Below are 15,867 nucleotides of genomic sequence, written 5' to 3'. Positions count from 1 at the left end.
GGTGCTTCCGTTGAGTTATATCAAAATTTCAAACCAGGACGATAAAGTTGTCGCAAATTTTTGAGCTATCATGGTTGGCTGTCATGAGGCTGCTAACAATTACATGGTGTTATCCGGAGATGTTTTTTCGCTTTAACCATTATGTTTATAGGCTGGCGGTATTTTGCTGATAACTTAGTTATTTATCAGCTGTGAATGCACTTTTGGGAAGTTTGGTAGCGAGGCAAGTGATAGCGATGAAAAATACCCCCCACCGACAATGAGTCGGGACAAATACTGAGAAATATTCTAGATCTTTACACGTTGAAGTGTCAGGAGGAATATTTAGAATACGTATTGGTGAGGTTTGTGAGTACCGTTAGAGCAATTCAGTTATAGTTTTGCCTATATACAACAGCAATGGGGTGGGTGGCGCATCTGTGCTTCTTCTCTGGATTTACTTTTAGGTTGGTTGGTGGTTATTTTTTTAAAGATATTATTCGTTGGGAAAGACGTGAGGATTTAGAATGAAAGAACAGATGATTGGGTCAATGATGTCTGCGAAGCGGTACGATGAGGCTCTCCGTCTGATCAAGCAAGTTCTACACGAGAAGCCTGAGAATGCCCAGGTTCATTATCAGGCGGGCCATTGTTGTATCATGCTGGGTGATTTGGCTAATGCTTTGGTGTATATGAAGAAAACAGCTGAGCTAGATACGAAGCATATTAATAGTCGACTAAAAGTTGCAGAAATTGCCTACGAGTTAGCGAATGTCGACGAGATGTTTTTTTATCTTGAGCAAGTCGAAGCATTGGAAGAAGGTAATAAGGAGGCACTGGAAGCATTAGGACAAAAGTTTTTTGCCTACCAATTTACTGAAGATTCGCTGCGTTGTTTCCAGAAAGCTTATTTGATCGACCCTGGAAGTGCGCAAGCGTGCTATATGATTGCGGTAAATTTGCAATCGTTAGGTCAGTTTGTAGAGGCGAAAGAATATGCAGAACGTGCCCTGGACATAAATCCGCAATTTGCTGCTTGTTATTATTTGTTAGCCAATATTCGCCGTCATGAAGAAATTGGCGAGCAGGTTTCGGTAATGGAACAGTTGTATAACAGTGATGCGTTTAAAGCGCCTGATCGCTATTTGTTAGGGTTTGCGCTCGGCAAAGTTTTTAGCGATGTAAAAGAGTACGATAAAGCCTTTTCGTATTTTAGTGATGCTAACAATATGCTTCGCAGTATGTCGCCTGATTATAGTGTTGCTGCGCATGAAGCGCTGTTTGGGCGGATAGCGCAGACTTTTACTACTGACTTTATTTCACAGAGACAAGGGGCGGGGGAGGCGGGCATTGGCCCCATTTTTATTGTCGGTTTACCCCGGTCAGGTTCAACGTTGGTAGAGCAAATATTGTCGTGTCATTCTGATGTGTGTTCTGGCGGTGAAATGGGTGTAATGGGAAGTGTTGTAAGCGGTATTGAAAAGCTCTCAGGAAAGCCTATATGTGAGGGGGTTCGGGAGCTTGATGCAGAGACTATTAAGGCCTTGGGGAATCTTTATATTGATAAGTCCAGGGCGTATAACAAAAATCCAGCAGAAATATATATTGTTGACAAAATGCCGAATAATTTTATGTGGCTTGGTTTAATCAAAATCATTCTACCTAATTCAAAATTTATCCATGTGGCTCGTAACCCTGTAGATACTTGTTTTTCTATTTATAAAACAAGCTTTGCAGGTCATTACCCCTATAGCAATAATCTCGAGGAATTAGCAGCTTTCTATGCCTTGTATAATAACTTGATGAAACATTGGCATAACGTATTACCCTATAAAATTTATGATGTCGAGTATGAAGCGCTAATAGAAAATACTGAGGAGGAGGTTAGGGCGCTATTAAACTTCTGTGGCCTTAAGTTTGAAAGTGCTTGTTTGACACCGCATTTGTCGTTGCGTGATGTCAGAACAAATAGCTCTTTGCAAGTAAGGTCTCCTATCTATAAGGGTGCAGTTGAGGGGTGGAAGCCTTTTGCTAATCACATTCAGCCTTTATTGCAGGCTTTTTCGCAGTAGAAGCAGTCCTGTGAGTATTTTTTTGATAAAAATTGAGCTGTGATTAAACAATGAATAAAAGAAAAAGCATCCAGAAAAAGAAGAAGTCAGCAAAATCCACCAAGCAATATGAGATAGGTAATTCCCTTGCTCGTTCAGGGGATATCAACGGTGCAATGAATGCATTTACACTGGCGCAAAAGATAGACCCTGAGAATGGCTTGCCGTATTTTGGTATGGCAAACATATATTTTGCTAATGGTAAGGTATCAGAAACGCTTGCATGCTTGCATAAGGCTATGCATTTCATGCCGGATCATGCCCAAAGTTATAGCCTGTTTTCAACGGTTATTGAAAGTATTCAGTTTGATCGTTATATACCTCAGTTAGAAGAAATGTACCTGCAGTGCTTTAAGACAAAGTATATAAATCATCGCCCGTTAGCTGTAGGTGCAGTAGCACAAATAATCCAGAAGCCTGGCTTTAGGCCTGTTTTCGATGCTATGGCCTCTGCTTCAAAAGAGGAAGAGTTAGTAAGGCAGATTTTTGAAAGCAAGAAATTTGGTGTGGTTTTATCTGATCCATTATTTCTTTCATTGATTAAGAGCACCGCTGTGCCGAATCGTTTGCTTGAAACAGTGTTGACATCATTGCGGCGATCCTTGTTGCTGTATGTTGATGATAAAGGCTCGGCTGATCTTGCTGATATGACGTTATTTATTTCTGCGTTAACAGAGCAGAATTTTATTAATGAGTATATCTATGGAGAATCAATAAGAGAGCGTGAGGCATTAGTTCGGCTGGAGCAAAAAATTAAGGGAGGGTTGTCGGAAGGAACTGTTGATTGGGTGGTGGTTGCATTGTTGGCTTCTTACCAGCCTTTATTTAAGTATGATTTTTCTATGGAGCTAGTCAAATTGCTCGGGGCGGACGAAGAGGTTCATTGGGTTTCTCTTGTTAAGGATCAGGTCTTGGATCCATTAGAGGAAATTCGAATTAAGCAAGAGATTGGCGCGCTTGACGATATTGATGATGAGGTCACCAAGGCGGTAAAAGAGCAGTACGAAGAGTTACCTTTTCCACGGTGGAAGACAGTTACCGAATATAACCAGGTGTCAGTTAAAAAGTTTTTAAAAGTTCATTTCCCTCATGTTGAGATAGTAGGGGATGTCAATGTATCAAAACCGTCAATATTAATCGCTGGTTGTGGAACAGGTTTGCAGGCTGATTTGTGCGAAAAAAGATTTAATCATAGCTCGATTACGGCTATTGATTTGTCGGCATCGAGCCTGGCTTACGCTGTCCGTAAGGCTGGTGAGGAAGGAAACAGGGCGATTGAATTTATCAATTACAATATCCTTGAGCTTTCAAAATTTAATAGGCAGTTTGATTACGTGGAGTGCTTCGGTGTTTTGCATCATGTCAGCGATCCTGACCTTGGGCTTCAAAATTTACTTTCGGTTGTTAAACCTAACGGTTTTCTTATGCTAGGTCTCTATAGTAAGTTTGCGCGAGAAGCAGTCAGGGATAGTTGGCAGTTCATAAAGTCAGAAGGTTTTTCATCTACTCTTGAGGGCATGAGGGCGTGCCGGGAGGCTGTTTTTAGTCTTGATGATCAGCACCCGGTAAAAAAAATATCATCACCGGGTTCTGCTTTTTGGAGTACGTCTGATGTAAGGGATTTGATTTTTCATGAAAATGAATTTCAATATGATCTATTAGAAGTCAAAGCACTGCTTGAAAAGTATCAATTAGAATTTCTTGGGCTGCTTGATGTGCCTCCTGCTAAAAAGGCTGAATATTTGCGCGCTTTTCCTTCAGATCCCAATGCTACTTCGCTGGAAAATTGGCATCATTTCGAACAAAGAAACCCAGGCATGTTTGGTGCATGCTATAAATTTTGGGTGCGAAAATTAGTATAGTTAGTTGAAGAGATATTGTTGCAACTAATGCGATAGAGTGGGGTTGTTATGCTATGCAGTGTTCTTTTCTAAGTGGCTAAGAATAGAGTGTATGTAATATCCGGAAAGTGATTTTCTCATCAAATAGGGGCTGTCCATCCTCCTTCCTTGCAGGGCTAAATATTATCAGTATTTATTTCTTATCCAGTACCCCTCCTTCTTTTTTGTTTCTGGAAAATATCCTGCTGCAAGCTGTTGAATGATTGTTAGTTCTAGCTTGATAAAATGGCTAAAAATATGGGATAAAAAAACCGCCAGTTGCTGATCCATTCTGGCGGTTTGTTGTGGTTTTTTATAGATGCTAGTTATTAGACAGGTATCTTAATAGCATGAACATTTTTTCAAAACTTAGCGTCTTGCAGTACTGTCGTCCTGCTGCAGCGCCGTAAAGTTCAGGGTTGTTCTCCGCAAAGAATGCGGGTGCTGTGATTGTTACCGTTCGGGTGGCATCGTCTATGTCAACTGTTGGGACTGCCGTGGGATCAATGATGAAGTCAGGGCCTGTTGAAAACTGAAGGTCGTCTGTAAAGTTGAACGTCCATGACAGGAAGTTTGCATCGTCACCTAGTAAAAACGTTGCATAATAGGCGGTAAACATGTGCATGTCTTTACATTGGCCTTGCTCTTTGAAAGGTTGTATTTGAAGTTCATCAATAACTCGATCCTGAGTGATCCCTTTGCATTGAATGCTGCCGTCAACAATTGGTGGAAGATCTAAGTCAGTTGCGTTTCCGCTTTGTCCAATATAGCTTTTCACCTGAAACTGTGTTGAGCCGCCTGGGGTTAGAGTTGGCTGAGAAGACACAAAGCTACTTAAAGAGTCGGTATACTCAACAGCGGTATCATTCAATATTTGGCCCATGGTGTAGCTTGCAGCGTTATGCTGAGTCCATTTACAGCCTGTTATATTGGTCATCTTATCCATCAGGAATGCGTATGGATGCAATGTGTTTGTTGAGTTGGCTGCTACACGTGCTGCAAGGTGTCTAATTGAAGCGGAGGTAAGTTCAAGTTGCTTGTATTTCGGAATATCTGCGACACCGTCTCCTCCTTGGTCCCCATAGTGCCCAAAGTTAGCATGGTTACCGCCGCGAACTTCGGCAAAAATTGTTTTACCGGCAGGAAGTTGAGCGGCTGCACCGGTTACTTCTGCTGGGGTTGCCAATAAGTCATTTTCTGCATAAACAGACACAACCTGGATGGCTTCTGAGCTAAGGTCGTCTACCACATCAGGAAAGCTGGCCAGTAGTGCAAGGCCGGAAATGGTACCAGGATTATCAAGGATGTATTTTGAAGCTGCAACACCGCCAAGGCTATGTCCGCCAATAAGCCAGTTTTGTACTGCGCCATTTTCAGGTAAATTCATAATAGCCTGGATGGGGGCGGGGTCTTGGTTTACAAGGATGGTGGTATGAATACCATTCTTTGCGAGCTCCTGAGCTAAAGGTGCATAGGCTTCCGGTAATATCGAAGCGCCAGGAATAAAAATAAAGTTTGAGTCGCCTCTGTTGCCTAGCGGCATAAAGCTTATGTAGTCAGTGTCCTCGGTAACGTCCACCTCGCTTGTGTCTTCCAGAGCTACGCAGGCTTCAGTTTCAAGGCCCAATTCTTCGCAGGGAGTAGGTTCTGGTTCCGTATCACATATTCCTCCGGGTGTTGGATAGTAGTCGCCCTTAATGATGGCGGCGCATACGCCAGACAATGTATTACATTGGGATTCGTCTTTATTAAGATCTTCAGAGTTGATGTTTATTTTTTCGTCAGCTGTTGCGCTATCTTCAACACATACGGCGGCCTCATTGGGCAGGTTGCAAGTGCCTCCAAGGGAGAAAGAGTAGGTATAGCTAGCTGAAAATAAAGTGGCGCAATCATTTGCCGCTGTCGTAGCGTCCCAGTTGTCCCCTGAGTAAACGATACAGTCGCTCGTGCCTGCATACGGGTTTGAAAAATTACAAACGCCGACGCCAGTCGTGTCCGGCCATAATGCATGGCTGTTTGTACTGAAGATGATGGTGGCCGCAGCAGCGATCCACGGTGATATGGAAAACTTTTTCATTGCTTGAATCTCCAAATTTATTATTGGGCCCCATTCTGTTTCTGTTATTTATGGGTCTTTGTAGCGACACATTATTATCATTTGATAGATATGAATCGACCAAGATCGCGATGCTGGACGCTTTTATGATAATTAATTTATTTGGGCTGGCTTGGTGTCAATTTATAGGCGTTTTGCTTGGTGTTTTTCCGTCACAATATTGCCGTGATGGCAGTGTGACGGCTGTCTTAATAGTGTTCTTGATTGTATGGCCGGTAATAGTACTTACTGCTAATTGATGGAATTCATGTAAGAATCTTCATTCAACTAATGTCCAAATAATTATAAATGTCGTTTATACCCGTTTACTTATTTCTATTTCTTTTGTCTGGCTTCAGTCTTTTACTGGGGTTGTTCGTACTTTCTTTAAAGCGTAGTTATGCTTTGGCTGCCTTCTTTTTCTGTAATGCCATACATGCTGGTATGAGAGGTATGAGGGATGTTATAGCGCCTGAGTTAGTCGATTATAGTGTCACATTTAACTTTCTTTATGGTTTTTTGTTTTTTTTTACTATTCAGGAATTACTGCAGCAGGGGTTTAAATACAGGCTTAGGCATCTCGCGCATTTATTACCTTTTGTTTTAATATTTACACTTAAGTATTTAGGCTATATCGGTATTGCTGAAATTGGTTTGGCCAGCTGTATTGTCCTGATTGCCTATGTGTTCGCCTGCTATAGTAGGCTGAATAATTACCGTAAGTTGACCGAAGTCAATCGTGCTACTGCCTTGCCGCAGGTGGTTGTAGGGTTGTATAGGGCGGTCCACATCATTTCAGCTATTGTTTTATTTCAGACTATCCGAATTGTTGTTGCAACCTATGTAGATGCGGATGTCACCTACATATTTGATTTTATATTTGCATTTGTGACAAGTGTGTTGTTTGGTTTTTTTGTATTTATTGGCTTGAAGTCGTCTGGAAACATTCCTGACTTTGATGACGATGAGGCTAAGCTTTTAATTGATATTAAAGATAAGGATGTTTTAAGTGGTATTAATGCTGATAGGGGAGGGCGGCGAAGCTCGAAGCTTATGTGCTCGAGTTCAAGCCATTTCTTAACCCTGCAATAACAGTAAAGCAGCTGGCTCTTGATTTGGGTACCTCACCAAGATACTTGTCAGAAATTATTAACGATCATTATGGTATTAGTTTTTCAGAATATATTAATCGTGCAAGAGTTAAAGAAGCTAAACGTTTGATGTCGCTTGCCGAGTTTAGTAACCAGTCGCTATTAGATATTGCTCTTGATTCGGGTTTTAATTCAAAGTCGTCGTTTAATTTGATGTTTAAGAGATATTCCTCTGTTACGCCTTCGGAATATAGGAAGGCAGTTAAAAAAGCAGTCCATCCATCGTAAGTTAAAACGTTCCGATCACGCTGCTTGTATGCAGCTCGTGTCCCTGTAGCGATTATGCCTCTATAGGCGTTGGCATTCCCTAAGCTGAGGTTGGGGCATTTACTCGCATGCTTAAGTGATATTTGGGGCAGCGCCCGCTGCCAGGATCGTCAGGCCTTCCGACGTGTTTGCTCACTCGTTCATTTGCGATTTGTTTGCGTTCTTGCAGGTTCTTTTAGCGCTCATTTTATGTGACGCGTGTCTCTATTTTGTGTTTATTTTTGCCTTGTTGGCTTGTCGCAATTTTGTGGTAATAGAGGGCAAAATAGTGCCTGTGGGTAGTATTAAATAAAATATCGGCTCCTTATGTTAATTGTTATAACATTATGTTAACTTGGTCGAATAATTCAAATTATAAGTAATATGGTGGGTAGTCATGTTCAATCTCCGTAGAGTGCTTCTTGGCCTAATTGTGTCGATGATGGTTTCCATTTTGTCGGCCTGTAGTGGGGGGTCAAGCGATAGTGCTGACCCTATTCAAGAGGATCCTGATGAGGTAGTTATTAATGGGCGGCTGTTAAGGGGCCTTTAGCAGATGCATTGGTTGACATATACCTAATAGATACTTCCCATCCAGAGTTGAAGGGTGACTTGATTGCTTCCGGTACAACCACTGATCAGGCCCGGCTTTCAGGTATCACTATCAATTCACGCAGATTGGATAGTGCTTTCCTTATGGAGGTGAGTGGTGGTACTGACTTAACATCAGGTAGTGCGCCGCTGATATCTCCTCTCAGAACCATTGTACCCGCTGATGTATTTGTTTCAGGTAGTCAGGTTTTTGCAACGCCGTTAACGACCTTTGCTTTGGATATCGCTGTTGAGATTGCTGATGCCAATAACGATGGCGATGTGACAATTGAAGAGCTGCTTGGAGACGGTGAGGGCGCTAGTAGTGCTATCGATCGCGCAGTTACTTCTCTTAAGGCCAGTTTCGGCTTTGGCTTGCTTGGCGACGATTTGGATATTTTCACTACATCGCCAATTTTTGATGGTAGTGCCGGTCAGATTGATACATTTAACTACCGAGTCGCATTAGAGGCCTTTTCCGCCATAATCGTTGATCTTGGTGATCAGGGTGGCAGCACTAACTCCAGGCAATTGCTCATTGATTTGGCGGCCGATCTATCCGATGGCGATATTAATGGCTCAACGCCTGGCAGGACATTGACTGCGCTACAGGGTATTGCTGATATAAGGGCGGTGGTAACTCAAAACCCTAATAACTTACTGGTGCCTGGCGCTAGCACCAGCATAGGCGACATCAAGCAACTTCTAATCCTGGAGGCTGGTTCTCTTTCACCGAATACTGTCGTTGATAATAGTTTAACAATTTCATCACTTAGGGTTGTTATACCCGGCTTGGACTCAGATGGTGATGGGGTAATTGATAGCGAAGATGCTTGCCCGAGTAATATTAACGAACAAATTAATTCTGATGCCGATGCGTTTTGTGATGGCGAAGATCTATTTATTTTTGATAGCTCAGAGTGGGCGGATTCTGATAGCGACGGTGTTGGCAATAACGGTGACATGTGTGATTTGGATTCAGGCACCAATTTTACTTATGGGTCGGTTGATAGTGATGGTGATGGCTTTTGTGCCTTGTTGGCTGCTGATAGCTACGCCATTAACCTCGGCATAGATTATGACGATGGAGACGCTGGTATTAACAGTGTATGTTTTGATGATTCAGTTTCAGAACAGGATAAAGTTGTATTTGGTTGCTTGGCTGACCTGGATGAAGATGGCATAGCGGATATCTCAGATAACTGTATCGCTGTTGCAAATTTTAACGGCCAAAATGACGATCTTGATGGCGATGATTTAGGGGATGTTTGTGATCCTGATATTGACGGTGACGGTGCGACTAATGGCGTTGTAACGAATGGAATCCCTGTGGATCAAAACTTTCCAAATGGTGGTGATGATGATTACCCGTTTGATGCGAGTATATCGTTAAATTGTGGTGGCTATGAAAGTACAGCAGGTACCTGTTATGTATTAACCTCCTTTGAGAGTGAGAACACTCTTGCCCCAAGAGCTGATGGTGCAGTGGATGTGGTTGGTGGCCTTGTAACAACTAATGGCAATGTATTTACCGGTGCTATCGATATACATGTTGCTGCAGCGGTTACTGCAAGTAATTATGCTGTTAATGCGGACTATCTGGCAGATTGGGTTGCTAATGTGTCCGCCGATACGTTGGTCATTAGTAATGTTGTTTGTACCGAGAACTTTACAGATCCTTTAGGTCTTGGATCCACTTCTGGTGGTGTGTTCCAGAGTTGTTTGTCATCTGGTGCAAGTAATGATTTGATTCCTGCGGGTACCCTTACTGCAACAGGCCCGCAAACCTACCGGGTTTCTGTTGAGCTAATTGGGGGTGATTTGTTAATTACCTATATTTCAAATAATTCAGTTAGTGGCAAATATTATTTAACTTTTGAGCCGCAGTAATCATTAGGGGACGGCTAGCAATGGCTGTCCCAATCATTTGGTTTTTACAATAATAATTTTTGTGCGCGATACCTGGTTTATATTCTGGATAAAGTGCATTCATATTGAATACAAAATTAGTACCATTTGGGGTGGATTAATGTCTAACAATAAAATTTTATCTATGGGTTTGGTTTTATCAGGATTCATAGCTATGCCAACCTATGCGCAAATTGAAGAGGTTGTCGTTACTGCCCGAAAATCGGCAGAATCACTGCAAGAAGTTCCTTTAGCAATCACCCCTTTTAGTGCGGAGCAGATGGAGCGTCGTGATTTTGTCAATCTCGAAGATGTTGCTGGTGGCACCGTTGGCTTAACCTACAGTGGTGGATCTAGTTCTGGTTATCAGGAGAGTCCAACTATTCGTGGCTTACGTCAGGGTTTTTTGCAGGATCGGGTTCAAAACGTCGCGGTGTTTCTTGATGGTATTTATTTATCACGTCAAAGCATGGCGAACATGGGCATGGTTGATATGGAGCGTATCGAGGTTGTAAAGGGGCCGCAAAACTCTCTTTATGGCCGAAATGCATTTGCTGGCGCGATTAACTATGTCACTAAAAAACCGCAAGAAGAGCTTGAGGCGTATTTTTCGACAACACTGGGTGAGGACGGCAGGGAAGATTTTAAGTACTCAGTAACCGGCCCATTGGCTGAGGGGTTTTACTGGGGCGATTCACCATCGGTAGTAGTGAATATGATGGTCATACTAAAAATGCACACCCCAATGCGACAATAGACCCTGCTGGATTCAGTGATGGTGGTAAAGATGGGATGCTTGGTGGGCGTGAGGATCTAACCTACAACTTCGGTCTAACCTGGTTGCCATCAGATGGCATGCAAGTTGACTTGGGTTATTACAATACTGACCTTAAGCGGGAGAGCCAGCCGGTATATATTATTAATGGTGTTCGCGAAGTGGCAAAATTCCAGGCGACTCCCTTTAGTGATATGAACTTTAATGAAGTGACTCTTTCGACACTCTCTTATGATCAGGGTGGACCGTTTTCTTTGAGTAAGGGTAATACTTTGTGGAGGGGGCGTATTCCTCTGGATCCTGGTCAGGGGGCGTGGGTGGGCTCCATCGATGCTAATGGCGATCCAGTGTTAGATTGGGGTTACGGGGCCGGTCAAACGGCTGAAGATCCGCGTGTTTTGGGTCAGAGTGATCCAAGGGGCTTTGGTTTTAAGGCTCAAACTGAAATCTATTCCTTGGGCTTTGCCTGGGATATTAATGATGTATGGTCTGCAAAATATAACTATGGCTATATCAATCACGATGGTATTCAGCAGGGGCCAGCTGATAGGGATGTTTTATTTGGTTCGAACCTTGTTGACTTGAATAATGATGGTTCGGATCGAGCTGATGCTTATATGCAAACTAATGGCGTGAGTTCACGACCAATTATCGAGTTATTTACTGAGTCCCATGAAGTGCGTTTTGAGTGGGCGGCTAGTGAAGCTTTACAAGTTAATTTTGGTGGTTTTTATTCACGAGTTGATGATGAGCAATATGATCGCACCAACTATGCGCCTATTTGTACTACTCCGGATCGCTTGCTAGATCAGGATCAGGATCCGACTGAGGCTTGTTATGTGCCCATCAATGAGTTGAACTATTTATCTCCGTTAAATCAGGTTGAGAAGGTGGGTATTTATGACATCTTTGCTAATGTTTGGAGTGGTAACAAAGGAAATTGGACGCATTACGATGATAAAATAACGTCAGCTTTTGCTTCAATTCAATATGATATTACTTCGGATGTCACTATTTTGGTGGAAGGGCGTTATACCAAAGAAGATAAGTCGGTTGAGCGTTTTAGCGATGATCTGGCTATTCGCGCAGGTGAAACTGCTTCAGGTTTTGGCTCAGTTACTGGCTTGATTGAGATTGATTCATCGGTTTGTGCGCCTAGTGATAATGATAACCCTAACTGTATTCCTTCAGAGGATCAGCGTAATTTCTATTATTTTACCCCCAAGGTAAATATCGATTGGCGTATCACAGAAGATAATTTTATTTATGCTTATGCGGCTAACGGCTTGAAAGCCGGTGGTTTTAATAATACCTCTGTTCGCCGGCAATCTACTTTTAATGCTGAAGAAAACTGGACCTATGAAATTGGAAGTAAAAATACGCTATTAGATGGTTTTTTACAGTTGAATGCCGCGGTTTATCTTATTGATTGGACGGATCTTGTTGGTGGTCAGGCGCCAATTACAGATGGTGGTTTCCAGAGCCCAAATGCCAATACTGCTCAAGCAAATATTGGTGATGTTGAAAACTATGGTATGGAGATTGACGGCCGGTTTATTATTAATGATAGCTGGGAAATTGATTTTGGTGCCGCGTATACCAATCCTAGATATAAAGATGGTGTGAAGTATGATGCCGCAAAACGGTATTATCATTTTGAGTGTACTGAGCAACATCTTAAGGATGATAGAAATGCGGATGGGTCATCTATTGGTGGTAACTTTAACTCCTATATAGATCCTGGTGAGCTTTGTGGTAATGATGACATTGGTGGCAATGATCTTTCCAAGGTGTCTAAACAGCAATATAACTGGGGTGTAAACTACAATACGATGGTTGGCGATTGGGATGTTAGTTTTCGCTTGGATGGTAATTATCAGTCTCGTCAGTGGGTTGACTTGTTAAATCAAGCCTACATTCCATCTCGTACTATTTGGAATGCGAATCTGAATGTATTTTCAGGTCCTTGGGAAGTGACTGTTTGGGGTAAGAATATATTTGATAAAGAGTATGTCTCAGGAACTTTTACTCTGGCGTTATTTAATAAATATATTGTTAGCTATGGCGCTCCGGCAACTTTTGGTACAACAATAAAATATAACTTCTAATGTTGTTGGATGTTTAAATCATCGATATCGAGTTATTGATGATTTAATCCAGAAGGCTCTGCATTAACTATGCGGGGCCTTTTTTGTGGCTGTATATTGAGTAAAATGACTTGTACTTGGGTTGATCGTGTTGGCTTGGTGTTATATCTAATGATTCTCTAGCTGGGGGGGGATATTTTTCACTGGGAAGTAGATGATTCTTTTTGAGGGTTTGCCCAGGCGGGTCTAGAGTAGTCGAGTGGGGGCTGGGTTTTTATGGGGTGCTATTTTTGCTGATGAGAAATTTTAAAGATATAAAAAACGGGCTTTAAATAAAGCCCGTTTTATGTGTTTGCATGGTGTAATTAACAAAGCGTAAGTGATTTTTAGATAAAAGGCGTTGTCTTCTATCGCTTGCTAATTTCTACAAAATTCCGCTCAGTAGGTCCAGTATACAGCTGACGCGGACGGCCAATCTTATACGGGTTACTAATCATTTCATTCCAGTGCGCAATCCAGCCAGGGGTGCGACCCAGTACGAAAATAACTGTAAACATACTGGTTGGAATACCCATGGCTTTGAGGATGATGCCGGAGTAGAAGTCTACGTTGGGGTAGAGTTTTTTCTCGATGAAGTATTCATCTTCAAGTGCAATTTGTTCCAGGCGCTTGGCGATCGCTAATAGTGGATCATTTTCCAGGCCGAGTTCAGCCAACACTTCATCGGCGGTTTCTTTCATTACTTTGGCGCGTGGGTCAAAGTTTTTGTAAACGCGGTGGCCAAAACCCATTAAGCGGAATGGGTCATTTTTGTCTTTGGCTTTGGCAACGAATTCATCAATACGTGAAACGTCCCCAATTTCTTCCAGCATGGTTAATACCGCTTCGTTGGCGCCGCCATGAGAAGGGCCCCATAGAGCAGAAATACCGGCAGCAATAGCGGCGAAGGGATTAGTGCCGGTTGAACCTGCCAAGCGTACTGTCGACGTTGAGGCGTTTTGCTCGTGGTCAGCGTGCAGGATAAAGATTTTATCCATGGCTTTAGATAGGGTTGGGCTAATTTTGTATTCTTCGCAAGGGGTAGAAAACATCATGTTGAGAAAGTTTTCAGCGTAGTTAAGGTCATTGCGGGGGTAAACAAAAGGCTGGCCAGTCGAATACTTGAAAGCCATGGCTGCTAGTGTCGGCATTTTTGCGATCAGTCTAATCGCGGAAATGTTGCGATGTTTTTCGTTATTGATATCCAGTGAGTCGTGGTAGAAGGCAGATAGTGCGCCAACCACGCCACAGAGAATGGCCATTGGGTGGGCATCACGACGGAAGCCTTTGAAGAAAGAGTTCATTTGATCATGCACCATGGTATGGATGGTGATGCGATTAACGAATTCTTCTTTTTCGGCAGCGGTGGGTAATTCGCCGTGCCAGAGTAGCCAGCAGGTTTCCAGGAAGTCGGATTCTTCAGCGAGTTGCTTGATGGGGTAGCCAGCGTGAAGTAGCACGCCTTTGCCGCCATCAATATAAGTAATTTTGGATTCGCAGGCCGCTGTGGATACAAAGCCTGGGTCATACGTAAACATGCCCTGTCCGGTGAGTGCGCCTACATCAACCACATCGGGGCCGATAGTGCCGGAGTAAATCGGGAGGTCTATGGCGTCTTTGCCGGGTATGGTCAGAGTCGCTTTCTTGTCGGACATGTAGTGCTCCTAAACGTAGTTTTTAAATCGAGAGGGTAGCGATTATGCGGTTGCTACTTGTTCTGCATATTGGCGTTGTACATAGTGGGCTTTTTGTAGCGTTTTCTATGTTAATTGCTAGCCGAAGGGCACCAACTATAGAGTTTTGCCGCAATTTGTCAATGGTGAGTTTCCCTTTGGGATCAGTAAATTAAGAGCTAATCCGGGTAAATGACTATTGGATTTGGGCCCGTTTGAAATAGTTTGGATTGGGGGCCGGTAAAGTGATTGTGTGTCCCTGTTATGCGGCTTGAATTTGGTGCACAGGGCTTCGTTTTGGGGCGCGCTTAGGAGTTTAAAGTGAGTCGCCGGATTTATCGGATTTAGCATCGGTGTATTAGTTGTATCGTTTGTATTTCCTAATCTATGTGCCTATAATTCGCCGCGAATTTAAAGTCGTTGCTAAGTCTTTCGTAGATATAGGGTTTTTGCTCTTTCTCAATTGATTTGGCAGCTATGCGACTGCAATCAAACTGTTTCTCTGACCTTAACTGCTGTGGCTTTTTTCTTGTTATTGAAAGTATAAAAGTGACAGCCCGACAAGTGTGATAAAACCGTGACTGATAAACGACCTGTAAATCTAGATCTTGGCACTATTGATCTGCCATTACCTGCGCTTGCTTCTATTACTCACCGTATTTCCGGTGTGATTTTAGTTGCTGGTGCTGCCATTCTGCTTTGGCTCCTGGACGAATCCCTGGCTAGCGAAGAGGGCTTTAATGCCGTTATGTCGCTGGGAGATTCGGTTTTCTTCAAATTAATTGTGTGGGGTGTACTCGCTGCGTTGATCTATCACAGTGTGGCTGGCGTGAAACACTTGATCATGGACATGGGGTTTGGTGAGACACTTGAAGGCGGCATTTCCATGGCCAAGATGGTATTCGGCATTTCGGCTGTCTTAATTATTATGGTGGGGGCGCTGATATGGTAACGCAAGTAACAAATTTTGGCCGTAGTGGTTTATCTGATTGGGTGGTACAGCGAGTTTCCGGTGTAATTTTGCTGGCATACACCATTGTTATTGCTGTGGTTTTATTGTGGTGTTCTCCAGACTATGCAGCTTGGAAGGGTTTGTTTGACCAAACCTGGATGAAGGTATTTAGTGTGGCGGCAATTCTGTCTGTAGCAGCCCATGCATGGATTGGTTTGTGGTGTGTTTCTACCGATTATCTGGTTAAGCATGTTTTGACAATTAAATTAGGGCCTGCTGTAGGTGCTAAAGCTAATGTGCTGCGTTGGGCTTTTCAAGCCGCCAGCGCGATTGTCCTTTTCACATATGTTGTCTGGGGCATCCAGATTCTGTGGGGTTAA

Annotated in this window: 11 protein-coding genes; 9 read left to right on the top strand and 2 right to left on the bottom strand. The window is 42.9% G+C overall.

Going from position 1 to position 15,867, the window contains the following annotated elements; genetic code table 11:
* Window positions 1–506: 506 nt before the first annotated feature.
* Together UNITIG_RS21495 and UNITIG_RS21490 are read left to right on the top strand one after the other, a co-directional pair.
* Window positions 507–2,051 carry a sulfotransferase gene (locus UNITIG_RS21495; RefSeq protein WP_101760393.1) on the top strand — a complete coding sequence of 515 codons (1,545 nt, stop codon included), beginning with the start codon at window positions 507–509 and terminating at the stop codon, window positions 2,049–2,051.
* A 50-nt stretch (window positions 2,052–2,101) separates the two neighbouring features.
* Window positions 2,102–3,952: a methyltransferase domain-containing protein gene (locus tag UNITIG_RS21490; RefSeq protein ID WP_101760392.1), complete on the top strand. Its 1,851-nt coding sequence runs from the start codon at window positions 2,102–2,104 to the stop codon at window positions 3,950–3,952.
* A 340-nt stretch (window positions 3,953–4,292) separates the two neighbouring features.
* On the opposite strand, the gene UNITIG_RS21485 is transcribed toward UNITIG_RS21490, so the two are convergent.
* Entirely contained in the window at window positions 4,293–6,047 is a 1,755-nt protein-coding gene (locus UNITIG_RS21485; protein ID WP_101760391.1) for an alpha/beta hydrolase, read from the bottom strand.
* 327 nt (window positions 6,048–6,374) lie between these two features.
* On the opposite strand from UNITIG_RS21485, the gene UNITIG_RS21475 reads away from it, so the two are divergent.
* From UNITIG_RS21475 to UNITIG_RS21455, 5 genes are all read left to right on the top strand, one after another.
* The gene (locus UNITIG_RS21475) at window positions 6,375–7,157 is read left to right on the top strand and encodes a hypothetical protein (RefSeq protein ID WP_145999256.1); all 783 of its coding nucleotides are present in this window, start codon (window positions 6,375–6,377) and stop codon (window positions 7,155–7,157) included.
* The gene (locus UNITIG_RS25820) at window positions 7,121–7,444 is read left to right on the top strand and encodes a helix-turn-helix domain-containing protein (protein WP_101760388.1); all 324 of its coding nucleotides are present in this window, start codon (window positions 7,121–7,123) and stop codon (window positions 7,442–7,444) included. The genes UNITIG_RS21475 and UNITIG_RS25820 overlap by 37 nt, the downstream gene beginning before the upstream one ends.
* 579 nt (window positions 7,445–8,023) lie before the next feature.
* Window positions 8,024–9,943 (top strand): hypothetical protein, encoded by a 1,920-nt coding sequence (locus UNITIG_RS21465; protein WP_101760387.1) that lies wholly within the window; start codon window positions 8,024–8,026, stop codon window positions 9,941–9,943.
* A gap of 139 nt (window positions 9,944–10,082) precedes the next feature.
* The gene (locus UNITIG_RS21460; protein WP_145999255.1) at window positions 10,083–10,718 is read left to right on the top strand and encodes a TonB-dependent receptor; all 636 of its coding nucleotides are present in this window, start codon (window positions 10,083–10,085) and stop codon (window positions 10,716–10,718) included.
* A 35-nt stretch (window positions 10,719–10,753) separates the two neighbouring features.
* The gene (locus UNITIG_RS21455) at window positions 10,754–12,844 is read left to right on the top strand and encodes a TonB-dependent receptor domain-containing protein (protein WP_101760385.1); all 2,091 of its coding nucleotides are present in this window, start codon (window positions 10,754–10,756) and stop codon (window positions 12,842–12,844) included.
* 386 nt (window positions 12,845–13,230) lie between these two features.
* Here the strand turns inward: UNITIG_RS21455 and gltA are convergent, their stop codons facing one another.
* Window positions 13,231–14,517: a citrate synthase gene (gltA, locus tag UNITIG_RS21450; RefSeq protein WP_101760384.1), complete on the bottom strand. Its 1,287-nt coding sequence runs from the start codon at window positions 14,515–14,517 to the stop codon at window positions 13,231–13,233.
* A gap of 595 nt (window positions 14,518–15,112) precedes the next feature.
* On the opposite strand from gltA, the gene sdhC reads away from it, so the two are divergent.
* Both sdhC and sdhD read left to right on the top strand, forming a co-directional pair.
* Window positions 15,113–15,487 carry a succinate dehydrogenase, cytochrome b556 subunit gene (gene sdhC, locus UNITIG_RS21445; protein ID WP_101760383.1) on the top strand — a complete coding sequence of 125 codons (375 nt, stop codon included), beginning with the start codon at window positions 15,113–15,115 and terminating at the stop codon, window positions 15,485–15,487.
* Complete coding sequence (gene sdhD, locus UNITIG_RS21440; protein WP_101760382.1) at window positions 15,481–15,867, top strand: succinate dehydrogenase, hydrophobic membrane anchor protein; 387 nt, start codon at window positions 15,481–15,483, stop codon at window positions 15,865–15,867. Before sdhC ends, sdhD begins: the two co-directional genes overlap by 7 nt.

Origin of the sequence: Oceanicoccus sp. KOV_DT_Chl (genome assembly GCF_900120175.1) — a bacterium.
Taxonomy (GTDB): domain Bacteria; phylum Pseudomonadota; class Gammaproteobacteria; order Pseudomonadales; family Dasaniaceae; genus Oceanicoccus.
This window is presented reverse-complemented; position numbering and strand designations above follow the sequence as displayed.

What these genes read in the sequence shown, in the direction of transcription:
- UNITIG_RS21490 (WP_101760392.1), top strand. Translation starts at nt 2,102, where the DNA reads ATGAATAAAAGAAAAAGCATCCAGAAAAAGAAGAAGTCAGCAAAATCC.
- gltA (WP_101760384.1), bottom strand. Translation starts at nt 14,517, where the DNA reads ATGTCCGACAAGAAAGCGACTCTGACCATACCCGGCAAAGACGCCATA.
- UNITIG_RS21485 (WP_101760391.1), bottom strand. Translation starts at nt 6,047, where the DNA reads ATGAAAAAGTTTTCCATATCACCGTGGATCGCTGCTGCGGCCACCATC.
- UNITIG_RS21455 (WP_101760385.1), top strand. Translation starts at nt 10,754, where the DNA reads ATGCTTGGTGGGCGTGAGGATCTAACCTACAACTTCGGTCTAACCTGG.
- UNITIG_RS21495 (WP_101760393.1), top strand. Translation starts at nt 507, where the DNA reads ATGAAAGAACAGATGATTGGGTCAATGATGTCTGCGAAGCGGTACGAT.
- UNITIG_RS21460 (WP_145999255.1), top strand. Translation starts at nt 10,083, where the DNA reads ATGTCTAACAATAAAATTTTATCTATGGGTTTGGTTTTATCAGGATTC.
- UNITIG_RS21475 (WP_145999256.1), top strand. Translation starts at nt 6,375, where the DNA reads ATGTCGTTTATACCCGTTTACTTATTTCTATTTCTTTTGTCTGGCTTC.
- sdhD (WP_101760382.1), top strand. Translation starts at nt 15,481, where the DNA reads ATGGTAACGCAAGTAACAAATTTTGGCCGTAGTGGTTTATCTGATTGG.